21 protein-coding genes are annotated in these 24,284 nt (G+C 67.8%); 13 read left to right on the top strand and 8 right to left on the bottom strand.

Annotated features, from left to right (window positions below):
* Positions 1–103: 103 nt before the first annotated feature.
* The 3 genes from CJ010_RS07135 (at position 104) to CJ010_RS07125 (ending at position 3,453) form a co-directional block, all read left to right on the top strand.
* On the top strand, positions 104–1,627 hold the full coding sequence (locus tag CJ010_RS07135) for a nucleobase:cation symporter-2 family protein (protein ID WP_141017395.1): 1,524 nt from the start codon (positions 104–106) through the stop codon (positions 1,625–1,627).
* A gap of 41 nt (positions 1,628–1,668) precedes the next feature.
* On the top strand, positions 1,669–2,538 hold the full coding sequence (locus CJ010_RS07130) for an outer membrane protein OmpK (RefSeq protein ID WP_141017394.1): 870 nt from the start codon (positions 1,669–1,671) through the stop codon (positions 2,536–2,538).
* Positions 2,539–2,937: 399 nt separating this feature from the next.
* Positions 2,938–3,453 carry an AmiS/UreI family transporter gene (locus CJ010_RS07125; RefSeq protein ID WP_141017393.1) on the top strand — a complete coding sequence of 172 codons (516 nt, stop codon included), beginning with the start codon at positions 2,938–2,940 and terminating at the stop codon, positions 3,451–3,453.
* 109 nt (positions 3,454–3,562) lie between these two features.
* Here CJ010_RS07125 and CJ010_RS07120 read toward each other — a convergent pair whose 3' ends face one another.
* From CJ010_RS07120 to nirB, 4 genes are read right to left on the bottom strand one after another with little or no spacing between them, the layout of a single operon-like run.
* Positions 3,563–5,299, bottom strand: coding sequence for a bifunctional protein-serine/threonine kinase/phosphatase (locus CJ010_RS07120; protein ID WP_168224911.1), 1,737 nt, complete (start codon positions 5,297–5,299; stop codon positions 3,563–3,565).
* A 22-nt stretch (positions 5,300–5,321) separates the two neighbouring features.
* Positions 5,322–6,134 (bottom strand): formate/nitrite transporter family protein, encoded by an 813-nt coding sequence (locus CJ010_RS07115; RefSeq protein WP_141017392.1) that lies wholly within the window; start codon positions 6,132–6,134, stop codon positions 5,322–5,324.
* A 45-nt stretch (positions 6,135–6,179) separates the two neighbouring features.
* Entirely contained in the window at positions 6,180–6,518 is a 339-nt protein-coding gene (gene nirD, locus CJ010_RS07110; RefSeq protein WP_141017391.1) for a nitrite reductase small subunit NirD, read from the bottom strand.
* Positions 6,519–6,538: 20 nt separating this feature from the next.
* Complete coding sequence (gene nirB / locus CJ010_RS07105; RefSeq protein WP_141017390.1) at positions 6,539–9,058, bottom strand: nitrite reductase large subunit NirB; 2,520 nt, start codon at positions 9,056–9,058, stop codon at positions 6,539–6,541.
* 629 nt (positions 9,059–9,687) lie between these two features.
* On the opposite strand from nirB, the gene CJ010_RS07100 reads away from it, so the two are divergent.
* Complete coding sequence (locus CJ010_RS07100; protein ID WP_141017389.1) at positions 9,688–10,002, top strand: EthD family reductase; 315 nt, start codon at positions 9,688–9,690, stop codon at positions 10,000–10,002.
* Between the two features lie 241 nt (positions 10,003–10,243).
* The gene (locus CJ010_RS07095) at positions 10,244–10,723 is read left to right on the top strand and encodes a carboxymuconolactone decarboxylase family protein (protein ID WP_141017388.1); all 480 of its coding nucleotides are present in this window, start codon (positions 10,244–10,246) and stop codon (positions 10,721–10,723) included.
* A gap of 53 nt (positions 10,724–10,776) precedes the next feature.
* On the opposite strand, the gene CJ010_RS07090 is transcribed toward CJ010_RS07095, so the two are convergent.
* Entirely contained in the window at positions 10,777–11,691 is a 915-nt protein-coding gene (locus CJ010_RS07090; protein WP_141017387.1) for a LysR family transcriptional regulator, read from the bottom strand.
* Positions 11,692–11,810: 119 nt separating this feature from the next.
* Here CJ010_RS07090 and eno point away from each other — a divergent pair, with 119 nt between their 5' ends.
* The 8 genes from eno (at position 11,811) to pyk (ending at position 20,924) form a co-directional block, all read left to right on the top strand.
* On the top strand, positions 11,811–13,091 hold the full coding sequence (gene eno / locus CJ010_RS07085) for a phosphopyruvate hydratase (protein WP_141017386.1): 1,281 nt from the start codon (positions 11,811–11,813) through the stop codon (positions 13,089–13,091).
* A 255-nt stretch (positions 13,092–13,346) separates the two neighbouring features.
* Positions 13,347–15,122, top strand: a complete 1,776-nt coding sequence (gcl, locus tag CJ010_RS07080) for a glyoxylate carboligase (RefSeq protein WP_141017385.1) — start codon at positions 13,347–13,349, stop codon at positions 15,120–15,122.
* Positions 15,123–15,180: 58 nt separating this feature from the next.
* Positions 15,181–15,960 (top strand): hydroxypyruvate isomerase, encoded by a 780-nt coding sequence (gene hyi, locus CJ010_RS07075; RefSeq protein WP_141017384.1) that lies wholly within the window; start codon positions 15,181–15,183, stop codon positions 15,958–15,960.
* A 51-nt stretch (positions 15,961–16,011) separates the two neighbouring features.
* Complete coding sequence (locus tag CJ010_RS07070; protein ID WP_141017383.1) at positions 16,012–16,896, top strand: 2-hydroxy-3-oxopropionate reductase; 885 nt, start codon at positions 16,012–16,014, stop codon at positions 16,894–16,896.
* A 321-nt stretch (positions 16,897–17,217) separates the two neighbouring features.
* On the top strand, positions 17,218–17,640 hold the full coding sequence (locus CJ010_RS07065; RefSeq protein ID WP_141017382.1) for a DUF3830 family protein: 423 nt from the start codon (positions 17,218–17,220) through the stop codon (positions 17,638–17,640).
* Positions 17,641–17,659: 19 nt separating this feature from the next.
* Positions 17,660–18,922, top strand: coding sequence for a glycerate kinase (locus CJ010_RS07060; protein ID WP_141017381.1), 1,263 nt, complete (start codon positions 17,660–17,662; stop codon positions 18,920–18,922).
* Between the two features lie 155 nt (positions 18,923–19,077).
* On the top strand, positions 19,078–19,500 hold the full coding sequence (locus CJ010_RS07055; protein WP_141017380.1) for a heme-binding protein: 423 nt from the start codon (positions 19,078–19,080) through the stop codon (positions 19,498–19,500).
* A complete protein-coding gene (gene pyk / locus CJ010_RS07050) occupies positions 19,497–20,924 on the top strand; it encodes a pyruvate kinase (RefSeq protein ID WP_141017379.1) in 1,428 nt (475 codons plus the stop codon). Before CJ010_RS07055 ends, pyk begins: the two co-directional genes overlap by 4 nt.
* A 130-nt stretch (positions 20,925–21,054) precedes the next feature.
* On the opposite strand, the gene CJ010_RS07045 is transcribed toward pyk, so the two are convergent.
* From CJ010_RS07045 to CJ010_RS07035, 3 genes are all read right to left on the bottom strand, one after another.
* Positions 21,055–21,396 (bottom strand): antibiotic biosynthesis monooxygenase, encoded by a 342-nt coding sequence (locus CJ010_RS07045; protein ID WP_141017378.1) that lies wholly within the window; start codon positions 21,394–21,396, stop codon positions 21,055–21,057.
* Between the two features lie 112 nt (positions 21,397–21,508).
* Positions 21,509–22,900 (bottom strand): MBOAT family protein, encoded by a 1,392-nt coding sequence (locus CJ010_RS07040; RefSeq protein WP_240794521.1) that lies wholly within the window; start codon positions 22,898–22,900, stop codon positions 21,509–21,511.
* A gap of 32 nt (positions 22,901–22,932) precedes the next feature.
* Positions 22,933–24,153, bottom strand: a complete 1,221-nt coding sequence (locus CJ010_RS07035; RefSeq protein ID WP_141017376.1) for an SGNH/GDSL hydrolase family protein — start codon at positions 24,151–24,153, stop codon at positions 22,933–22,935.
* Positions 24,154–24,284 lie beyond the last annotated feature (131 nt).

Genomic DNA, 24,284 nt, shown 5'->3' with positions numbered 1-24,284 from the left:
GACAGACCGAGCCGGTCCGGGACTACCCCCCGCGGCGGCGCAGACGCGCAACCGGTCATGCACAGGGCACGCTGCAGCCCATAACCAGAGAAAGGAGATGACGATGGCGGAGCACACCCTGGAACGAAACCCACAACAGCCCGACGCGGTCGACGAGCGCCTGCCCGCCGGCCGCCTGTTCACCCTCGGCCTGCAGCATGTGCTGGTGATGTATGCCGGCGCGGTGGCGGTGCCGCTGATCATCGGCCGCGCACTCAACCTGAGCCCCGAACAGGTGGCGATGCTGATCTCGGCCGACCTCTTCTGCTGCGGCCTGGTCACGCTGATCCAGTCGCTCGGCTTCGGCCGCCATTTCGGCATCAAGCTGCCGGTGATGATGGGGGTGACCTTCGCCGCTGTCGGCCCGATGGTGGCGATGGCCAATGTGCAGGGCGGCCCCGAAGGCGCGCGGGCGATCTTCGGCGCCATCATCGGCGCCGGCCTCATTTCCATCGCCATCGCGCCGCTGATGAGCCGGCTGCTGCGCTTCTTCCCGCCGGTGGTCACCGGCACCATCATCGCCATCATCGGCATCAGCCTGATGCGGGTCGGCATCGGCTGGGCGATGGGCGGCCCCGCGCCGCTGGCACAGAGCGTGGATGTGCCCAGGCTCGCCGCCATGGTCGACCAGGCGCGCGAATCCGCCACTGCGGCCGCCGCCAACCTCGCCCCCGGCACCGCCGCACCGGCGATGAAGCTGCCCGGCCCCATCCCGATGCAGAACAATCCCAACTACGGCGCGCTCGACAACATGGGCGTCGCCGCCTTCGTGCTGGTCGCCATCCTGCTGCTGGTGCGCTACGGCCGCGGCTTCGTCGCCAACATCGCGGTGCTGCTCGGCATCGTCATCGGCTGTTTCGCCGCCGCCGGACTGGGCAAGATGCACTTCGACAAGGTCGCCAAGGCGCCCTGGTTCGACGTCGTCACCCCCTTCGCCTTCGGCATGCCGACCTTCGACGTGGTGATGATCCTGACCATGACGCTGGTGATGATCGTGGTGATGATCGAATCGACCGGCATGTTCCTGGCGCTGTCGGAGATCACCGGCCGCCGCATCGGCCAGAAGGATCTCGCCGCCGGCCTGCGCACCGACGGTCTGGGCACGGTGATCGGCGGCGTGTTCAACACCTTCCCCTACACCAGCTTCTCGCAGAACGTCGGCCTGGTCGGCGTCACCGGCGTCAAAAGCCGCTGGGTATGCGTGGCCGCGGGCATCATCATGATCGTGCTCGGCCTGCTGCCCAAGATGGCCGCGCTGGTGGAATCAGTGCCCACCTTCGTGCTCGGCGGCGCCGGTCTGGTGATGTTCGGCATGGTCGCCGCCACCGGCATCCGCATCCTCGCCAACGTCGATTTCAAGAGCAACCGCAACAACCTCTACATCGTCGCCATCTCGATCGGCGCCGGCATGATCCCGCTGGTCGCGCCGCGCTGGACGCAGCACATGGCGCACAGCCTGCACCCGCTGCTGGAGTCCGGCATCCTGCTCACTGCGATCTCCGCCGTGGTGCTCAACCTCTACTTCAACGGCGGCAAGGAAGACAGCGTCGGCGCCATCGAGGCCGCCAAGGCAGCCGAAGCCCACTGATCCCGTAGCACCCCCAAAACAACACCAACGGAGACACCCGCATGAACAGCCTCGACCGGCTGGCGACCTCGCTCGCCCTGGCCTCGGCCACCTTCGCCATTGCCCCAGCCCAGGCCGCGACCTGGAGCGACACCTTCATCGGCTACCGCTACGGCACCGATTTCCGCGAGCCGACCAACCGCAACGACGTCGAAAAGCACGTGCTGCAGCTCACCCACGCCAGCGGCTACTCGGTCGGCCAGAACTTCGTGAACATCGACATGCTGCAGTCGGACGACAAGGACCCGGCCAGCGGCAGCGACAGCGGCGCCACCGAGTTCTACCTGACCTACCGCCACCAGGTGCATCTGGGCAAGCTGTTCGACAAGTCCCTCGCCTTCGGCCCGGTGAAGGAAGTCGCGCTCACCGCCGGCTTCGACCTCAACACCAAGAACACCCGCTTTGCGCCGCGCAAGCGCCTGCTGGTGGTCGGCCCGACGCTGAAGTTCGACGTGCCCGGCTTCCTCGATGTGAGCCTGCTCTACGGCAAGGAGTGGAACCACTGCGGCCTCGGTTCGCCCGCCTGCCCCAAGAGCGAGATCGCCTTCGATCCGCAATGGATGATCAGCGTGGCCTGGGGCATCCCCTTCGAGGCCGGTCCGGCGCCGTTGAAGTTCCAGGGTTTCCTCAACTACAACAGCGAGAAGGGCAAGGACTACGCCAACGTCAAGACCAAGCCCGAAACCCTGATGCGCACCTCGCTGATGGTCGACGTCGGCCAGATGGTGGCCGGCAAGAAGAACACCTTCCTGATGGGCGTGGGCTACGAGTACTGGAAGAACAAGTTCGGCAACCACGACTACGCCAACGGCAGCACCAAGCCCGGCATCGATACCAACGCGCCGACCTTCCAGATGGAGTGGCATTTCTGAGCTTGCACCCGGGGCGCCCTGCCCCCGCGGGCGGGGCGAACAATCCCGGCCCTGCTCCCACCACTCCATACCACGGGTATCGGGAGTAGCGACCGCGGCGGGCATTCAGCCGCCGCCTGCCCGCGGCTAATCTCGCCTCCTCCCGCCAGCCGGACTGCCGCCGCGCTGCGGTGGCGCACACACTCCTCGCACTCCTTCAGCAGGCTTTACGCCCATGGCACTGAGCACCGGCCTTTTCCGCATGAAACACCGTCACCCGCGGCAACCCGCCAGCCCCCCTCGCAGCGAGGCCACCGCGCCTGCCACGCCCGCCGCCGACACGCCCACCTCCGCGGCGCCGGAACCCGTCTGCGCGCAAACCCGCGCCGCGCGCCCGGCCTGAACGGGGGGAAGGACGTCATGCTGCTCGGACTTGCCCTGTTCTACGTCGGCGCGGTGCTGATCCTCAACGGCCTGTGGATGCTAGGCCGCATCGGCGACCGCGAGATTTCGGTCATCAACCTCTTCGCCGGCGGCCTCACCCTGCTGGTGTCGCTGCACCTCGCCTTCGGCGAAGGCGCCGACGCCGCCTCGGTGAAGGCGGCGGCGCTGTCGCTGCTGTTCTCCTTCACCTACCTGTGGGTGGCGATCAACCGCTACAACGGCGCCGACGGCCGCGGCCTCGGCTGGTTCAGCCTGTTCGTGGCGATCACCGCGGTGCCGGTGGCGGCCGAAGCGCTGCTCTCCGCCCACACTGCCTGGGATGTGTGGCTCGGCCTGTCGTGGGCGGCGTGGGCGGTGCTCTGGCTGCTGTTCTTCCTGCTGCTCGCGCTGCAGCGCCCGCTGGCGCGGCTGACCGCCTGCGTCGCGATCGGCCAGGGCGTGCTCACCGGCTGGCTGCCCGGCTATCTGCTGCTGACCGGCGCGATCGCCTGAATCCAGGACTTCCCTCGGTCGCCCGCCTCACCCGGGCGGCCACTTGCCCGGCCCGCCGTCATGGCGGGCTTTTTTTTGCCGGACGCAGGCGACACCGGCAGCGACCGACTCAGCGCCCCTGCCGGAGGTAGAACAGCAGCGCCACCACCAACGCCCCCAGCACCGCCGACAGGCATTTCCAGAACAGCACCGGATCGCGCTCGGTCAATGGCGTCCGTTGCGTGCGGTTGAAGCGCGCGCCGGGCATCTTCAGGTCGTGCACGAACTCCGACACCGCCTCCTGCCGCTTGGCCGGTGCCACCTGCAGCGCCTTGCCGAGTACGCCGTCCAGCCACGCCGGCAGTTCCGGCCGGTGGTGGCGCAAAGGCACGTAGCGCAGGTTGCGCAGATCCTGCGGCGTGCGCACCCGCGCCGCGCTGAGGCCGTAGGGCAGCTGGCCGCACAGCATCTGGTAGGTGATCGCCGCCAGCGAGAAGAGGTCGGCCGCGGCGCTAGCCGGCTGGCCGAGCAGGCATTCCGGCGCCATGTACTGCAGCGTGCCGGGCGGCGCGCCCTGCTCCGCCCCGCCGCGGCCTTCGGCAAGGCCGGCGACGTGCACATTGGCGAGGTCGATCAGCTTGACCGTGCCGTCGCGGTCGATCATCACGTTCTCGGGGCGCAGGTCGCGGTGCAGCATGTCGCGGCCGTGCAGCGCCTGCACGCCCTGGGCGAGTTGTTCGACGATGGCGCGCACCGCTTCCAGCGGCGGCTGCGGATGGTCCGTCATCCACTGCGCCAGGGTCTGGCCCTCGATGTACTCCATTGCCACATAGAGATGGCCACGCCGGCGCTCGCCCGGCCAGGCCTTGATCACGTGCGGGCTGTTTACCCGCCGCGCCACCCATTCCTCCAGCACGAAGCTGTCGAGATAAGCGGCGTCGCCGCGCAGGTCGACCGAGGGCGTCTTGAGCACGACAGGCCGGCCGCTGTCGTTGTCGGTCGCCAGCAGCACATGGCTGCGCGCACTCACCTGCAGCTCGCGCACGATGGTGAAGCCTTCGAACACCGTGCGCGGCGTCAATGCCGGCGGCAGCGCAAGCCCCTCCCGGCGCAGCTGCGCCTGCTGCGCGTCGTCCTGCGGCAGTTCGTCGATGCGCAGCAGTTGCAGCGTGGCGTCGTCGTCGCTGCCGGCCGCGCGCGCCTGCGCCACCAGCGAGGCGGCGGCGGCATCGAGGTCGTCAGCGTGCGTGGAAATGGCCCGGTGGATGGCCGCGGCGTCGAGATGCGCGTAGGCCCCATCGGTGGCGAGCAGGTAGATTTCGCCGACTTCCGCCTCCCAGCTGCGGTAGTCGATCTCGACGTGCGGGCCGGTGCCGAGCGCGCGGGCGAGGTAGCTTTCGACGGAGGAATGGCTGACGCGGTGGTCTTCGCTGAGCTGTTCCAGCGATTGCGGGTGCAGCCGGTAGATGCGCGAGTCGCCGACGTGCAGCAGGTGGAGGTCGCGGCCCTTCAGCACCAGCGCGCTGAAGGTGCAGACGTAGCCGCGATCCTTGTCGAAGCGGCCTTCGCCGCGCTGGGTCTGGCCATGCAGCCAGGCGTTGGTGGCGCCGAGCACGCGCTGTGCGGCGCGGCGCACCGTCCACGCCTCGGAGGTGGCGTAGTAGTCCTCGAGGAAGGAGCCGACGGCGGTCTGGCTGGCGAGATGGCTGACGCTGCTGGAGCTGATGCCGTCGGCCAGCGCCAGCGCAATGCCCTTGGTGGCCAGCAGCGTACCGCCCGGCAGCACCGCGCCGTGGAAGTCCTGGTTGGTGTCGTGTCCGCCGGCCAGCGAGTGCTGGCCGACGGACACGCGCAGCGACTGGCGCATCGCTCGCAGCCGCCGGCGCCGCTTATGCGACCTTGCGCTTGGGCGCGGTCTTGTAGTGCGTGGAGTACAGCGTGGCGCCGACGAAGGTGAGGCCGCCCACGAGGTTGCCGAGCACGGTCGGGATCTCGTTCCAGATCAGGTAGTCCATGAAGGTGAACTGGCCGCCCAGCATCAGACCCGAGGGGAACAGGTACATGTTGACGATGCTGTGCTCGAAGCCCATGTAGAAGAACACCAGGATGGGCATCCACATGGCGATGACCTTGCCCGACACGCTGGTGGACATCATCGCGGCGACCACGCCGGTGGAGACCATCCAGTTGCACATCACCGCGCGCACGAACAGCGTGAGCATGCCGGCCGCGCCGTGGGCGGCGTAACCGACCGTGCGGCCTTCGCCGATGTGGCCGATCTTCTGGCCGATGGCGTTGGGCGCTTCGGAGAAGCCGTTGGTGAAGATGATGGCCATGAACACCGCCACGGTAAGCGCGCCGGCGAAATTGCCGGTGAACACCAGCGACCAGTTGCGCATCACCCCGCCCCAGGTGGCGCCGGGGCGGCGGTCCAGCACCGCCAGCGGCGCCAGGGTGAACACCCCGGTGAGCAGGTCGAAACCGAGCAGGTAGAGCATGCAGAAGCCGACCGGGAACAGCAGCGCACCGATCAGCGGATTGCCGGTATTCACCGTGATCGACACCGCGAAGGCCGCAGCCAGCGCCAGGATGGCGCCGGCCATGTAGGCGCGGATCAGGGTGTCGCGGGTGGACATCAGCAGTTTGGATTCGCCGGCATCGACCATCTTGGTGACGAATTCGGCAGGCGCGATATAGGCCATGTTGTTGTTTTCCTGAATCAGTTGAACGGGCTCGGTCGAGCCGAGTCAGGCGAGCGCGACCAGCACGTCTTCGCCGCGGATCTCCACCCGGTGCGCGCGCACCGAGTGCTCCGGCGCTTCCAGGCATTCGCCGGTGCGCAGATCGAAGTGGTTCTTGTAGATCGGCGAGGCGACGACGATGTGCTCGCCGAGGTTGCCGATGAGGCCGCGCGACAGCACGCTGACGCCGGAGCGCGGGTCGATGTTGTCGATGGCGTAGAAGTTGTCCTTGCCGAGGCGGAACACGGCGACATGCTGGTCATCGACCAGCGCGCACACGCCGGTGCCGGGGAGGATGTCGCCGACCTTGCAGACGGCGGTCCAGTTCTGGGTTTCGGTAGTCATGTTGGCTATTCCTTTCGGGCTCAAGCAGTCAGCTCGGCATCGCGCTCTTCGGGGCGGGCGGGACGGATCTGACCGCGCTCCTCGACGAAGACGATGCGCTTGTCGGCGCGCTGGTCATTGACGAAGGTGCGGAAGCGCTTGCGCACGTCCGGGTCGGTCACCGCGGTCTTCCATTCGCACTGGTAGGTATCGACCACGTGCTGCATCTGGGCTTCCAGCTCGGCGCACAGGCCCAGGCTGTCGGCGATCAGCACATCCTTCAGGTAGTCCAGCCCGCCTTCGAGGTTCTCGCGCCACGTGCTGGTGCGCTGCAGGCGGTCGGCGGTGCGGACGTAGAACATCAGGAAGCGGTCGATCAGGCGGATCAGCGCCGCCTTGTCGAGGTCGGAGGCGATCAGTTCGGCGTGGCGCGGCTTCATGCCGCCGTTGCCGCACACGTAGAGGTTCCAGCCGCGCTCGGTGGCGATTACGCCGACGTCCTTGCCCTGCGCCTCGGCGCATTCGCGGGTGCAGCCGGATACGCCGAACTTGATCTTGTGCGGCGCGCGCAGGCCCTTGTAGCGGTTCTCCAGCTCCACCGCCATGCCCACCGAATCATCCACGCCGTAGCGGCACCAGGTGCTGCCGACGCAGCTCTTCACGGTGCGCAGCGCCTTGCCGTAGGCGTGGCCGGATTCGAAGCCGGCGGCGATCAGCTCTTCCCAGATCGCCGGCAACTGCTCGACGCGGGCGCCGAACAGGTCGACGCGCTGGCCGCCGGTGACCTTGGTGTAGAGGCCGTACTTCTTCGCCACCTGGCCGACCGCGATCAGGCCGTCCGGCGTCACTTCGCCGCCGGGCATGCGCGGCACCACCGAGTAGGTGCCGTCCTTCTGGATGTTGCCGAGGAAGTAGTCGTTGCTGTCCTGCAGGCTGGCGAGTTCGCCCTGCAGCACGAAGTCGTTCCAGCACGAGGCGAAGATCGACGCCGCGGTGGGCTTGCAGATGTCGCAGCCGTGGCCCTGGCCGTGGCGGGCCAGCAGGTCCTCGAAAGACTTGATGCCGCCGACGCGCACCAGGTGGTAGAGCTCCTGGCGCGAATACGGGAAGTGCTCGCAGAGGTGGTTGTTCACCGCCATGCCGCGCTTGGCCATTTCGGCCTTCATGATCTGCGTCACCAGCGGCACACAGCCGCCGCAGGTGGCGCCGGCCTTGGTGCAGGCCTTGAGCTCGCCGATGCTGGTGGCGCCCTCGCCCACCGCCGCGCAGATCTGGCCCTTGCTGACGTTGTTGCACGAGCAGATCTGGGCGCTGTCGGGCAGCGCATCCGGGCCCAGGCCCGGCTTGGCCTTGCCGTCGCTAGACGGGAGGATCAGGAATTCGGGCTCGGCCGGCGGCGCGATGCCGTTCAGCGCCATCTGCAGCAGCGTGCCGTATTCGTCGGCATTGCCCACCAGCACCGCGCCGAGCAGGCGCTTGCCGTCCTCGCTGACGACGATCTTCTTGTAGACCTGCTTCACCTCGTCGCTGTAGCGGAAGCTGCGGCAACCCGCCGTCTTGCCGTGCGCGTCGCCGATGCTGGCCACATCCACCCCCATCAGCTTGAGCTTGGTGCTCATGTCGGCGCCGGCGAAGGCCGCCTTGGTCTCGCCAGCCAGATGGCGGGCAACCAGGCGCGCCATGTCGTAGCCCGGGGCGACGAGGCCGAAGGTCTGGTCGCGCCACGCCGCGCATTCGCCGATCGCGTAGATGTCCGGGTCGCTGGTGCGGCAGTGGTCGTCCACCGCAATGCCGCCGCGGGCGCCCACCGCCAGCGCGTTCTGCCGCGCCAGCTCGTCGCGCGGGCGGATGCCGGCGGAGAACACGATCATGTCGGTTTCGAGGTGGCTGCCGTCGGCGAACACCATGCGGTGGCGCGCCGTCATGCCGTCGGTGATCTCGGTGGTGCTGCGGCTGGTGTGCACCTGCACGCCCAGCGCCTCGATCTTCTCGCGCAGGATGCGGCCGCCGTCGTCATCCACCTGCACCGCCATCAGCCGCGGCGCGAACTCGACGACGTGGGTTTCGAGGCCGAGGTCGCGCAGCGCCTTGGCGCACTCCAGCCCGAGCAGCCCGCCGCCCACCACCACGCCCTTGCGCGAAATCGCCCCGGCGGCGGTCATCGCCTCCAGGTCTTCGATGGTGCGATAGACGAAGCACTGCTCGCGGTCGTTGCCCTTGACCGGTGGCACGAAGGGGTAGGAGCCGGTGGCGAGGATCAGCTTGTCGTAGGACAGCGTCACGCCGTCCTGGGTGGTGACGGTCTTGGCGCGGCGGTCGATCGCCGCGGCGCGACTGTTAAGGCGCAGCGCGAAGCCGGTGTCGTCGAAAAAGCCCGGCGCCACCAGCGACAGGTCTTCGGCGGTCTTGCCAGCGAAGAATTCGGAAAGATGCACGCGGTCGTAGGCGGTGCGCGGTTCCTCGCACAGCACGGTGACTTCGGCACCGGGGATCTGGAGCTGCTGGAGTTCCTCGAGGAACTTGTGGCCCACCATGCCGTGGCCGACGAGAACGATCTTCATGCGCGGTATCACTCATTAGGCCCCGGGAGGCTCGCGATACCTGTGCGCTTCGGGAATTAACCCCGCACATGCATGAAGGCCTCCGCAGAACGCGGTTCGATGTAGGTTCGAATGGCCGGAAAGCGGCGATGCATATCGCAGCTTCCGGACCCCACCGTCATCGGCGGAGGCTTTGCTCGCCGCAACTTTGCTAACGAGCGAGGACTATTAAGCAGGTTCTGTACCAGCGGGAAAATGGGGCGAAAACGGCGCGTTTACTGGGGAAACGGGTTGCCTGGGACGCGGATGACGCACCGCAGCAGTGCATGGATCACCAGAGTGGTGCCCATGCGTACAAGCAGGACACTGCTTCCGGTGTTCCGCGCGAAACACGCGAGAAATGCTCGGCGAGCGCGACGGGAGGCTCGCTGCGACGGCTGCTGCGAATGCGCCGCAGCCGCATGGTCGCCATGAACGGTGGTCGACGCATGAACCACGTGTGCGAGGCAGTGGCTACCTTCTCCGCCCCAGCGCCCCTCGTGCCTTGCCGGAGCGCTCGGCAAGGATAGGCGGGTCACTTGCACGCCTTCGTATCTGGCGAGCATGATGAACGCGGCCGCAACCCGGCTTAAAACAACGGAGACTTGCCCATGATCAAGGTTAGCGTGATGTACCCGAATGCGCCTGGCGCCAGATTCGACCACGAGTACTACCGTGACAAGCATCTGCCTCTCGTGAAGGCGCGCATGGGGGACAATTGCAGGTACTACACGATAGACAAAGGACTGGCCGGCGGAGAACCCGGCGCACCAGCGACCTACGTGGGGATGTGCCACATCTTCTGTGACTCAGTGGAAGCCTTTCAAGCCGGCTTCGGTCCGCACGCAGAGGAAATCCTGGCGGACATTCCGAACTACACCGACCAGACACCGATCCTCCAGATCAGCGAAGTAGTCGTGGGCTGAACTCGCTTTCGCAGGCGGATGACGAAATTGAGGGGCACGTCGCCGCCAGGTGGAGCCCCTCACGGTGCACCAGCACCAGCACCATCCGCATGTCCCACTCCAAAACCCCATTCTTGGCCCTTAATCACTAGGCCAAGCCGCTCCAGAATCATGGCTACCGGATCGCTGCAACCGTCGCCCTTACAAGGGTCGCCAGCAAGCGGCGATGCCCCGATATCCCCAGCCCCCAACGGAGCCAGCCATGAGCCAACGTCTCGACTATTACAAAGCCTCCCCCGAAGCCGCCCGCAAGTACGTGGAATTCCACCAGGTGCTGCACGACAAGCCCTTTCTCGCCGAGGTGAGCCATCTGGTCACGCTGCGGGCGTCGCAGATCAACGGCTGCGCCTTTTGCGTGGATATGCATGTGAAAGAGGCCAAGATCCGCGGCGAGCGCGAACTGCGCCTGCACCACGTCGTCGTGTGGCGCGAGTCGCCGCTGTTCTCGCCGCGCGAGCGTGCGGTGCTGGAATGGACGGAGGCGCTGACGACCCTGCCGCCGCACGGCGTGCCGGACGAGGTGTTCCGCCGCGTGCGCGAGCAATTGTCCGAGCAGGAACTGGCGGATCTGTCCTTCCTGATCGTCGAGATCAACGGCTGGAACCGGCTGAGTGTGGCCTTCCAGGCGGTGCCGGGATCGGCGGACAAGCTCTACGGGCTCGACAAGGCCGGGCTGGCCTGAGCCGCCCTGCTTCGCGGCCGGCCGCAATGGCCGCCGCGTGACCGCGCCCGGCCTCAGCCGGGCGTGCGCTCCCAGTAGCCGGGCGTGTTGTAGACCGCCTTCAGGTAATCGATGAAGTGGCGCACCTTGGCCGGCAGGTAGCGCTGCTGCGGATACACCGCCTGGATGTCGTAGCTCGGCACCGCGAAGTCGTCGAGCACCGTCACCAGTTCGCCGCGCTTCAACTCCGCCTGGATCTCCCAGGTGGAGCGCCAGCCTATGCCTAGGCCCTGTTTGACCCAGCCGTGGAGCAGTTCGCCGTCGTTGCAGTCGAGATCGCCATCGACCCGCACCGCGAACAGGCGCCCGTCGCGCACGAAGCTCCAGCCGCGCTGCTGGCCGCCCTGCAGGTTGAAGGCGAGACAGTTGTGGCCGGCGAGTTCTTCCGGGGTGCGCGGCACGCCGTGGCGGGCGAAGTAGGCGGGCGTGCCGCACACCACCCGGCGGTTGGGGAAGAGCCGCACCGGCACGTAGTTGGGGTCGGTGACCTCGCCGATGCGGATGGCCATGTCGTAACCCTCGCGCACCAGGTCGACCACGCTGTCGGTGAGGTTGAAGGAGAGCTTCAGTTCCGGGTACTTCGCCTTGAAGGCAGGCGCGTGCGGCGCGACGTGGCGGCGGCCGAAGGCGGCGGGCGCGGAAACGACGAGGTGGCCGCGCACCACGTTGCGGCCTTCGCTGATGCTGCTCTCGGCCGCGTCGAAGTCGCGCAGCAGCTGGCGGCACTGCTCCAGGAACTGCTCGCCCAGGTCGGTCAGCGTCAGGCCTCGGGTGGAGCGGTGCATCAGCTTCACACCCAGCCGGCGCTCCAGGCCGTCGAGCCGGCGGCCCATCACCACCGGGGTGACGCCCTCGACCAGCGCCGCGGCGGCGAAGCTGCCCTTCTCGGCGACCAGGGTGAAGCTGCGGATTTCGGTGTAGCGGTCCATTCGATACTCCGGCTATCGACAGTCGCGATGCTAGCAGCGATTCAGTCCGCTGGCGGTGCTGCCTATGCTCGCCGCGCAACCGGCCGCCCGGCGAAGGTTACTCAGCCAACAGGACACCCATGCACACCATTACCCACATCGAAGGGCTCGAAATCCTCGACTCTCGCGGCAATCCCACACTGCAGGCCACCGTCACGCTGGCTTCCGGCCATCGCGGCCGCGCCGCCGTGCCTTCCGGCGCATCGACCGGCCGGCGCGAGGCGCTGGAACTGCGCGACGGCGATCCGGCGCGCTTTTCCGGCAAGGGCGTACTGCGCGCGCTCGCCCATGTCGAAGGCCCCATCCTGACCGCGCTGCGTGGCCGCGACGCCACCCGCCAGGCGGAGATCGACGCGGTGCTGTGCGAACTCGACGGCACCGCGGGCAAGTCGCGCCTCGGCGCCAACGCGGTACTGGCGGTGTCGCTCGCCTGCGCCCACGCGGCGGCCGCCGCGCTCGGCCGGCCGCTCTACCGCCACCTGGCGCCGGACGCGCGCCCGCCGCTGCTGCCGGTGCCGCTGATGAACGTCATCAACGGCGGCGCCCATGCCAACAACAGCCTGGACATCCAGGAATGCATGATCGTGCCCTACGGATTCGAACGCTTCCGCGACGCGCTGCGCGCCGGCGTGGCGGTGTTCCATGCGCTGCGCGGGCTGCTCGATCGCCACGGTTTTCCCACCGCGGTGGGTGACGAAGGCGGCTTTGCGCCCAACGTGCTGCACACCCGCCATGCGCTCGACCTGATCGTCGAGGCCATCGGCGCAGCCGGCTACCAGCCGGGCAGCGAAGTGGCGCTGGCGCTCGACTGCGCCTCGTCCGAGTTTCACCGCGACGGCCGCTATCGCCTGCCGGACGAGGGGCTGGATCTCTCGCCGGCGGAGTTCAGCGGCTACCTCGCCGGGCTGGTGGGCGACTACCCGGTGATCAGCATCGAGGACGGCATGGCCGAAGATGACTGGGCGGGCTGGGGCCAGCTCACCGACCGCCTCGGCCGCCGCGTGCAGCTGGTAGGCGACGACCTGTTCGTCACCCACGAGGAAACGCTGGCGCGCGGCATCGAACGCGGCATCGCCAACGCCATCCTGATCAAGCCCAACCAGGTCGGCACGCTGACGGAAACCCACGCCGCGATGGCCCTGGCGCGCCGCCACGGCTACGCCGCCATCGTCTCGCACCGCTCGGGCGAGACCGGCGACACCACGATCGCCGATCTGGCGGTAGCGACCGCCTGCGGCCAGATCAAGACGGGATCGGCGAGCCGGTCGGATCGGGTGGAGAAGTACAACCGGCTGCTGGCGATAGAGCGGGAGCTGGGGCCGCAGGCGCGGTTTGCCGGGGCAGGGGCGTTTCGGCGGTGAGGTGGTTGGCCCCCTCCCCTTCAAGGGGAGGGCTGGGGTGGGGATGGGGTTCGGTCGAAGCTGAACCCCATCCCCCTCCTAACCTCCCCCTTGAAGGGGGAGGGACAAAACCATCTCTCCTTCAGCAGGGGGGCAAACCGGACTACCCGATACCAAAAGTATCGACAGAACCAACCCGCCCGGCAATTCACCCTTTCCCGGGCGCCGACTAATCTGGCCCCAACAAAACCCTACATTCCCCCGAAGGAGACAAGCATGGCCCGTATGAGAGCGATCGATGCCGCCGCCGCGGTAATGCGCAAGGAAGGCGTCAGCACGGTGTTCGGCGTGCCGGGCGCGGCGATCAACCCGCTGTACTCGGCGATGAAGAAGAACGGCGGCTTCCGCCACGTGCTCGCCCGCCACGTCGAGGGCGCCTCGCACATGGCCGAGGGCTTCACCCGCACCAGGGCCGGCAATATCGGCGTCTGCATCGGCACCTCGGGCCCGGCCGGCACCGACATGATCACCGGGCTGTACTCGGCCTCCGCCGACTCCATCCCCATCCTCTGCATCACCGGCCAGGCGCCGCGCGCCCGGTTGTACAAGGAAGACTTCCAGGCGGTGGATATCGAATCCATCGCCAAGCCGGTCACCAAGTGGGCGGTCACCGTGCGCGAGCCGGCGCTGGTGCCGCAGGTTTTCCAGCAGGCCTTCCACGTGATGCGTTCCGGCCGCCCCGGCCCGGTGCTGATCGACCTGCCCTTCGACGTGCAGATGGCCGAAATCGAGTTCGACCCGGACACCTACGAGCCGCTGCCGGTGTACAAGCCCGCCGCCACCCGCGCCCAGGCGGAGAAGGCGATGGCGATGCTGAATGCCGCCGAGCGCCCGCTGATCGTTTCCGGCGGTGGCGTGCTCAATGCCGATGCCGCGGCGCGCCTGCAGGCATTCGCCGAACTCACCGGCGTGCCGGTCATCCCCACGCTGATGGGTTGGGGCACCATTCCCGACGACCATCCGCTGATGGTCGGCATGGTCGGCCTGCAGACCTCGCACCGCTACGGCAACGCCACCCTGCTCGCCTCCGACTTCGTGTTCGGCATCGGCAACCGCTGGGCCAACCGCCACACCGGCTCAGTCGAGGTCTATACCGAAGGCCGCAAGTTCGCGCACATCGACATCGAGCCCACCCAGATCGGCCGCGTGTTCGGCCCGGACTTCGGCATCGTCTCCGACGCCGGCGCGGCGCTCGACCGCCTGCTGGAAGTGGCGCGCGAGATGAAGGCCGCCGGCACCCTGCGCGACCGCAGCGCCTGGGTCGCCCAGTGCCGCGAGCGCAAGCGCACGATGTTGCGCAAGACCAATTTCGACGACGTGCCGATGAAGCCGCAGCGAGTCTACCAGTGCATGAACAACGCCTTCGGCAAGGACACCTGCTATGTCAGCACCATCGGCCTGTCGCAGATCGCCGCCGCGCAGTTCCTGCATGTGTACAAGCCGCGCCACTGGATCAACTGCGGCCAGGCCGGCCCGCTCGGCTGGACCATCCCGGCGGCGCTCGGCGTGGTCGCGGCCGATCCGGAACGCAAGGTGGTGGCGCTGTCGGGCGACTACGACTTCCAGTTCATGATCGAGGAACTGGCGGTGGGCGCGCAGTTCAAGCTCCCCTACCTGCACATCGTGGTCAACAATTCCTACCTCGGCCTGATCCGCCAGGCCCAGCGCGGCTTCGACATGGACTACTGCGTGCAGCTCGCCTTCGAGAACATCAATTCGCCGACGGTCGGGGGCTACGGCGTGGATCATGTCGCGGTGGTCGAAGGTCTGGGCTGCAAGGCGATCCGGGTGCGCCGCCAGGAAGAGATCGCCCCGGCGATCGAACAGGCCCGCGCCTGGATGGCCGAGTACAAGGTGCCGGTGGTGATCGAGGTGATGCTGGAGCGCGTCACCAACATCGCGATGGGCACCGAGATCAACGCCATCAACGAATTCGAGCCGCTGGCCGAAAGCGCCGCCGACGCGCCGACCGCGGTGGGGCTGCTCGACTGACGAACGCCGCCGGCCCCGTCCGCCCGGGGCCGCCATGAATACTGAAGGAGAACGAACGATGCCGAAACTTGCCGCCAACCTCACCATGCTGTTCAACGAGGTCGATTTCCTCGACCGCTTCCAGGCCGCGGCCGACGCCGGCTTCAAGGGCGTGGAATTCCTCTTCCCCTACGCCTGGCCGGCCGAGCAGATCGCCGAGAAGCTGCAGCGCGCGGGCCTGGTGCAGGTGCTGCACAACCTGCCGGCCGGCGACTGGGCGGCGGGCGAGCGCGGCATCGCCTGCCATCCGGACCGCGTCGGGGAGTTCCAGGACGGCGTCGGCCGCGCCATCGACTACGCCCGCACGCTGGGCTGCAAGCAGCTCAACTGTCTGGCCGGCATCGCCCCGGCGGGCGTCGCTGCCGACACGGTGCACGAGACCTTCATCGCCAACCTGCGCTTCGCCGCCGACCAGCTGAAGGAAGCCGGCATCCGCCTGCTGATGGAGCCGATCAACACCTTCGACATCCCCGGCTTCTACCTCAACCGCACCGAGCAGGCCGCGCGCATCCTCGACGAAGTGGTGTCGGACAACCTCTATATCCAGTACGACATCTACCACGCGCAGCGCATGGAGGGCGAACTCGGCAACACCATCGCCAGGCACCTGCCGCGCATCGCCCACATGCAACTCGCCGACAACCCGGGCCGCAACGAACCGGGCAGCGGCGAGATCAACTACGCCTGGCTGTTCCGCCACATCGACCGCCTCGGCTACGACGGCTGGATAGGCTGCGAATACAAGCCGGCCAACGGCACCCGCGAGGGGCTGGGGTGGATCAAGGCGCTGGCGGCCTGACGCCCCCCACGCCCCAGCCCCCGACAGAGACAACGAACAGGAGACAAACAAATGGCAAACATCGGATTCATCGGCCTCGGCATCATGGGCGCGCCCATGGCGGGCCACCTCATCGCCGGCGGTCACACCATCTTCACCTACACCCACGGCGACACACCCCGCGCCCTGATCGACGCCGGCGCCAAGGTCTGCGCCAACGGCGCCGACGTCGCCCGCCAGACCGACATCGTCATCACCATGGTGCCGGACACGCCGCACGTCGAAGACGCGCTGTTCAGCGCCAACGGCGTCGCCGCCGGGCTGACGCCGGGCAAGATCGTGGTCGACATGAGCTCGATCGCGCCGGTCGCCACCAAGGACTTCGCGCGCCGCATCAACGCGCTCGGCTGCGAATACCTGGATGCGCCGGTGTCGGGCGGCGAGGTCGGCGCCAAGGCCGCCAGCCTGACCATCATGGTCGGCGGCAGCGAGGCGGCTTTCGCCAGGGTCAAGCCGCTGTTCGAGCTGATGGGCAAGAACATCACCCTGGTCGGCGGCAACGGCGACGGCCAGATCACCAAGGTCGCCAACCAGATCATCGTCGCGCTGACCATCGAGGCCGTCGGCGAAGCGCTGCTGCTCGCCGCCAAGGCCGGCGCCGATCCCGCACGGGTGCGCCAGGCGCTGATGGGCGGCTTCGCCAACTCGCGCATCCTCGAAGTGCATGGCGAACGCATGGTCAAGCGCGCCTTCGATCCGGGCTTCCGCATCGCGCTGCACCAGAAGGATCTCAACCTGGCGCTTAGCACCGCGCGCGAACTCGGCGTCGCCCTGCCCAACACGGCGACCGCGCAGGAGCTCTTCAACACCTGCGCCGCGCACGGCGGCGCGAGCTGGGACCACTCGGCGATGGTGCGGGCGCTGGAGAAGATGGCCAATTTCGAGATCGGGCAGTAAGGCGATAAGTCAGCCCGAGGCGGAGAATGTTTGCTCCTCCCCCTTCAAGGGGGGCGGAGCAGGGGTTTCGGCGAGCGCAGCTCGACGCCTGCGTAGCGGCGAGGCGAAGCCGAGACTCCTGGTTGGGAGGGGGATGGGGGTGATCCCGGCGCCGCTACACCCCATCCCCACCCCAACCCGGGAGCCCTCGCTTCGCTCCGTCGTTCGGCCGGCGGCCAGCGATGCTCGCCGAAACCCCGCCCTCACCCCCTTGAAGGGGAGGGAGTTAGTCCGCCAACGCTCGACCGCCTAGGTTCGACCCAATCCCATAGGAATCCCCCCATGCGTCACCTCGCCATCGACGTCGGCTCCTACCGCTTCGTCGCCCGCCTGGAAGAAGAAGCGGCGCCGCGCACCTGCGCCGCCTTCCTCAAGCTGCTGCCCTTTTCCAACCAGGTCATCCATTCGCGCTGGAGCGGCGAGGCGGTGTGGGTGCCGCTCGGCGACTTCGACACCGGCCTTGGCTTCGAGAACCACACCAGCCACCCTTCACGCGGCGACATCCTGCTCTACCCCGGCGACTTCTCCGAGACCGAGATCCTGTTCGCCTACGGCAGCAGCCGCTTCGCCAGCAAGATGGGCCAGCTCGCCGGCAACCACTTCCTCACCGTGGTGGAAGGCGGCGAGCAGTTGATGGACATGGGCCGCACCGTGCTGTGGAAGGGTGCGCAGTGGATACGCTTCACCGACCTCGGCGACCGCTGAGCGCACAGGGAGACCCGCCATGAACACCCCGCCCCGCGAGCTGCTCGCGCAGATGTTCGCCGCCGCGGTGAATGCCGCCCAGCCGGAGCACTGCATCCCGCCCCACCTGCCGGCACCGCCGCGTGGCCGCACCCTCGTCATCGGCGCCGGCAAGGCGTCGGCGGCGATGGCGCAGGCGCTGGAGCGCTACTGGCCAGGGCCGCTGTCCGGCTTGGTAGTCACCCGCTACGGCTACGCAGTGCCCTGCGAACGCATCGAGATCGTCGAGGCCGCCCACCCGGTGCCCGACGCCGCCGGCCGCGAGGCTGCCGCCCGCCTGCTGGCGCTGGTCAGCGGCCTCACCGCCGACGACCTGGTGATCTGCCTGATCTCCGGCGGCGGTTCCGCGCTGCTGCCACTGCCGGGCGCGGGCGTGACGCTGGAGGACAAGCAGGCGATCAACCGCGCGCTGCTGAAGTCCGGCGCGACGATTGCCGAAATGAACTGCGTGCGCCGCCACCTTTCGGCGATCAAGGGCGGCCGCCTCGCCGCCGCCTGCCATCCGGCGCGAGTGGTGAATCTGCTGATCTCCGACGTGCCCGGCGACAACCCGATGGACATCGCCTCCGGCCCCACCGTGGCCGACCCGACGACCTGCGCCGACGCGCTGGAGATCGTGCGCCGCTACGGCATCGCCCTGCCCGCGGGTGCGCGCGTGCTGCTGGAGAGCGGCGCCGGCGAGACGGTGAAGCCGGGCGATCCGCGGCTGGCCGGCGTCACCACCCGCCTCGTCGCCACGCCGCAAATGGCGCTGGAAGCCGCTGCCCGCGTCGCGGAAGCGGCCGGCCTGCCGGCGCTGATCCTCGGCGACAGCATCGAGGGCGAGGCGCGCGATGTCGGCAAGGTGATGGCGGGCATCGCGCTGCAGGTGCGCCAGCGCAACCAGCCGGTGGCCGCGCCCTGCGTGCTGCTGTCCGGGGGCGAAACCACGGTGACGGTGCGCGGCCGGGGCCGCGGCGGCCGCAACGTGGAATTCCTGCTGTCGCTGGCAGTGGCGCTCAACGGCGCGACTGGCATCCACGCGGTGGCCGGCGACACCGACGGCGTCGACGGACAGGAAGAGATCGCCGGCGCCTTCGTCGCGCCCGACACCCTCACCCGCGCCTGGGCGGCCGGCCTGCGCCCGCGCGACCGCCTCGACGACAACGACGGCCACGGATTTTTCGAGGCGCTGGGCGACTCGCTGGTGACGGGGCCGACGCTGACGAATGTGAATGATTTTCGGGCAGTGTTGATTCTTTGAGCGGGGCATTCCTGGTTCCTCCCCCTTGAAGGGGAGGGAGCAGAACACCCAACCCCGTCCTCACCCCCTTGAAGGGGCGGAAGCAAAGGGCACCGCACTTGCGTCGCCGGATTGCAGCCAAAACATAAGAGAGAGAGAGAGAGAGGAGACAGCAAATGAAAGACAGCAAGGTACTCACCCTGGACGACGTCAAGCGCATCGCCGCGGCCGCCGAATCCGAGGCCATCGCCCACGGCTGGGCGGTCAGCATCGCGGTGTGCGATGCCGGCGGCCACGCCCTGTGGCTGCAGCGCATGGACGGCGCGCCGCCGATGAGCGCGGCGGTCGCGCCGGAGAAGGCGCGCACCTGCGTGCTGAGCGGCAAGCCGAGCAAGGTCTACGAGGACATGGTGAACAACGGCCGCTACGCCGCGCTGGCGATGCCGGTGGTGCCGCTCGAAGGCGGCGAGCCCATCGTGGTCGGCGGCCGGGTGATCGGCGCGGTCGGCGTCTCCGGCGTCAAGGCCGGCGAGGACGCGCAGGTGGCGCGCGCCGGCGTGGACTCCGTGGGCAGCGACGACCGGAGGGCTTTCCAATGAGACGCCAGCGCAGTGCCCGCATCCTCGCCACGCTCGGGCCGGCGAGTTCCAGCCCGGAACGCATCCGCGCCCTCGCCGAGGCCGGCGCCGACGTGTTCCGCCTCAACTTCAGCCACGGCAGCCACGAAGACCACGCCGAGCGGCTGCGCGCCATCCGCGAGATCGAGCGCGAACTCGGCCGTCCGATCGGCGTGCTGATGGATCTGCAAGGGCCCAAGCTGCGCATCGGCAAGCTGGCCGGCGGCAAGGTGCTGCTGGAAGCCGGCGCCCGCTTCCGCCTCGACCTGAATCCGGCCGAAGGCAGCGTGGAGCGCGCCAACCTGCCCCACCCGGAAATCTTCGCCGCGCTCGAGGCCGGCACCGAGCTGCTGCTCGACGACGGCAAGCTCCGCCTGCGGGTCGACGCCTTCGGCCCCGACTTCGCCGACACCACCGTGCTGGTAGGCGGCACGCTGTCCGACCGCAAGGGGGTGAACGTGCCTGGCGTGGTGCTGCCGATCTCGCCGCTCACCGCCAAGGATCGCGCCGACCTCGCCTACGGCCTGGAGCTGGGTGTGGATTGGGTGGCGCTGTCCTTCGTGCAGCGGCCGGAAGACATCCGCGAGGCGCGCGAGCTGATCGGCGACCGCGCCTGGATCATGGCCAAACTGGAGAAGCCGGCGGCGATCGAGCACCTCGACGCCATCGTCGCCCTGGCCGACGGCGTGATGGTGGCGCGCGGCGACCTCGGCGTGGAACTGCCGCCGCAGCAGGTGCCGGTGCTGCAGCGGCGCATCGTGCGTGCCGCGCGGCGTGCCGGCCGCCCGGTGGTGATCGCCACCCAGATGCTGGAATCGATGATCACCGCGCCGGTGCCGACCCGCGCCGAGGCCTCGGACGTGGCCACCGCGATCTACGACGGCGCCGACGCGGTGATGCTGTCGGCCGAATCCGCCTCCGGCGCCTACCCGGTGGAAGCGGTGGAGATCATGGACCGCATCATCGGCGAGGTGGAGCGCGACCCGGCCTGGCGTGCCGGCCTGGACGCCAGCCATGTGCCAGCCCAGGCGAACACGCCGGACGCGATCTGCTGCGCCCTGCGCCGCACCGTCGAACTGCTGGAACCCGCCGCCACCGTGGCCTTCACCGCCTCCGGTTTTTCCAGCCTGCGCGCCAGCCGCGAGCGCCCGCCGGCGCCGATTCTGGCGCTGACGCCGCGGCTCTCCACCGCGCGCCGGCTGGCGCTGGCGTGGGGCGTGCATCCGGTGCCCTTCGAGGAGGTGGGCGACGTCGGCGAGATGGTCGAACACGCCGCCCAGGCCGCGGTCGCCAACGGCTTCGCCCAGCCCGGCGACAGCGTGGTGGTGATCGCCGGCCTGCCCTTCGGCCGCAGCGGCAGCACCAACCTGCTGCACGTGGCTCGGGTTCCCTCCACCACCGTCTGAGCGCGCGGGCACCGACCCGGGCAGTCAAACGGGTGCGCTCCGTCGCCACTGCCACCGGCGCCGCTCCCTCCGGCGCGACGCCGGTGGCGGCGGCCCCGCACTCCCGCCTGCTTCTTCCAGCTGCTACGCATCAGGCCGCGGCCGGTTTGCTCCAGGTGCCTACGGGCAAGCCGCCCAGCCTGTCGTCGCCATAGATGCGGATGACCTCGGCGATCACCACCTGATAGCCGTCCAGCCAGTTCGCCTGCCCGGCCTTGGCTTCCAGATGCCGCGGATGCCGCACCAGCGCCTGGAGCGCGTCGAGCGTCTCCCAGTAATACACGTTCGAAACCAGGCCGGTGGCCGGGCTCTCCCAGCTCTCTTCGCCGAGATAACCGGGACTGGCCCGCGCCGCCTCGGCGATGGCCTGGTCGAGCGCGTGGAAGGCGTCGTCGAATTGCTTCTTCGCGAAGATGAAGGTCGATGAATACATGGAGCGCTATCCATAGGAGTGGATGGGAAGCATCGCATCGCCGCCGGCGAAGGGGTTGTCGATTCGCGGGCGACCTGCGGCCCGACGACCGCTGCGCAGTTCCGTTCGCCCTTCAGAAGCGGAAATAGACGAAGGAAGAAGCCCCCGGACTTGCCGCCAGCGCACCGAGCATCACTACGAGGGTCGCGCAGGCCTGCACCGGAGCAGGAGACTTGGTGAACGCCGAGCCCGCCTGCGCCACCCACGATTTCGGAACGTAATGCAGCAGCACCGCGCCGACCAAGGCCGCGAGACCGATCGTGGGAAACGGTGTCTGCATGCTCCCATTGCGCCAGAGCGCCTGCGCGAACGCCCCTGCCGCGTCGAGCTCGTCGGACCTGAAAAGGATCCGTGAAAACGCAACGAACATGAACGTCGCTGCGATCGCGAAGACGGCATAGAGGCGCGTGCGGACGATCGCGCCGAGGCCGAGTTCGGACTCATGGTTACGGAAGCAGCGCTCCAGCCCGACGATGCTCCCATGGAGCAGTCCATACACCACGAAATTCCAGCCTGCGCCATGCCACATGCCGATCGCGACGAAGGTGACCAGCAGGTTGATGTAGACGTTTCCCTTCTTCGAGCCGCCGATACCGAAGTAAAGATAGTCGCGGAAGAAACTCGACATCGACGTGTGCCAGCGCTGCCAGAAGTTCGAAACGCTGCGCGCCTGGTAGGGACGATCGAAGTTCTCCGGAAGTTCGAAACCGAGGGTCCTGGAAATGCCCCGCACCATGTCGGTGTAGCCGGACAGGTCCATGTAGATCTGGAAGCTGTAGGCGATCACCGCCACGATCAGAAAGAAGGAGCCGTAATCGCCCGGCTGGTCGAATGCGGGATTGACGATGTGCAGGGCGAGAACATCGGCGAAGAAGACCTTCTTGACCAAGCCCCTGAGGATCAGGAAGAAGCCTTCCTGCGCAGCCTCCGCACGATAGGGCAAGGGGGCGGCGAACTGGTGCAGAAGCTGGCGGCCACGGGTGATCGGACCGCAGAGGACGGTCGGAAAGAAAGCGATGAAGAGCGCAAAGTCCCTGAAATCGGTGACGGCCCGCTGTTGCCTGCGGTACACGTCGATCGTGTAGGCGATGCCCTGGAAGGTGAAGAACGACACGCCGATCGGCAAGAGCATCGAGAGGGTCGGCAGGTCGGCGTGGAAGCCCAGCCCAGCGAGAAGCCGGCCGGTGCTGTCGATGAAGAAGTTGGCGTACTTGAAGAAGCCGAGCACTCCCAGGCACGCGGTCAGCGCGAGCACGAGCCAGCCCTTGCGCCCGGCGCCGTCGGCGGCCTCCTCGATCTTCCTGGCAGCCAGGTAATTGACTGCCGCGACCGCCAGGAGCAGGCCGGCAAAGCGCCAGTCCCAGCACATGTAGAAGTAGTAGCTGGCGGCGAGCAGCATGTTCTTGCGCCACGCCAGACGACGCAGCAGCAGCGCGTTCGCGGTAAACACGGCGAGCGCAAACACCAGGAAATGCAGAGACTGGAAGGACATGCTTGTTAATCGCGCGCGATGAGCGCGTGGTCGATGAAATGACGATGCAGTTGTTCGGCGGCCATCTGTTCGCCACCGCTCGAGAAATGGCTGGCGTCGACGAAGTAGCTCCGCCCGCCCGGGATACGCTCGCCGAGCGGGACGAGGCTGACCTCATGCCGGGCTGCCGCCGCGGCGATCTCCCGGTTATGGCGGTCATACAGCGTGTGCAGGCCGGAAATGTCGAAACAGGGCGTGTAGTAGCGCGCGGTTTCGGACAGCCTGAGCTGCTCATCCAGCGCTTGTTCCGGGCGGTAGGCCCGCGCATTGGTTGCGATGACGACCCGCGCTCCGGTGGCTTTCGCCGCCGCCAGCAATCCATCGAGTTTCGCGCGGTAAGGCGAGAGGTCGATGCCGTGGGCCGGGATGTAGGTGGCGCCGCTTTCGGGCGCCGTGCGCAGGGAAACCGTGTTCTTTCGCACGAGTTCGACCGACAGCAGCCATTCCGGCGACTGCAGCAAAGGCAGGCCAACGCGTTCCATCGCTTTGGTCGCGGTCGCGGCGTCGTTGCGGCAGTAAGCCGCGAAATCGTTGAAGCCCGGATAGATGACGATCAGGTCGACGTCGAACGGGAGAATGAGCTTCTCGATCATCCGCCGCTGGTCGTGCAGGTCATAACCCGCGATGCCGGCATTGATGACCTGGAAGTCGGTCGTCTTGTCGCCCGCGTCCAGCAAGGCTTCGAGGCGATAGCTGAAGGTTTCCTCGTTGGTCGCCGCATAGGCCCCCATGACGGTGGAAGCGCCAACGACGGCAATGCGGACGGTGGCCGGCGGCTTGTCCACCGTGATCGGTTCGCTGCGCAGGCCCAGGCTGTTCGTTCTGATCTCGACCTGGTTGCCGCGGAATACGTGATCCGGCCGCAGGGTCTGCAATCCTGTTTCGGGGTGCTCGACGTAGCGGGTCTCGGCGGTCAGGGCATTGAACACGCTCTGCCCATAGCGGATGTGCGAACGCACTTGCAGCGCAAGTTCGACACAGACGAAGAGCAGTACGGTGAGGGCCAGCGTCAGGCCGAGCTTACGGGCGGGGTGCCGACCGTCCGGGGCAGTCTGCGCGGCCGCCCGGCGGGGCGGGTCATCGCCGTTCCGATCGCTGCGGGTGTCTATACTCCCAACCGCGCCGCAGACCTGGGTAATGCCGCCGGGTCCGGCACCCCGGTATGAGTCCATTTCGCGGAGTTGCAAGCTCGTCCGCCGCGAGTAACCGAACATCTTATTGTTATGTCATATGAATTATATTGAAACATGATCATAACATGCGATGGCGGCATCCTCGCGCAGCGCCCCCACTCGGGATATCCGGCAACGCCCGGAGA

Source organism: Azoarcus sp. DD4 (assembly GCF_006496635.1).
In the GTDB taxonomy this organism is placed as follows: domain Bacteria; phylum Pseudomonadota; class Gammaproteobacteria; order Burkholderiales; family Rhodocyclaceae; genus Azoarcus.
Note: the sequence above shows the minus strand (reverse complement) of the source record. Positions and strands in the feature narration are given on the sequence as shown.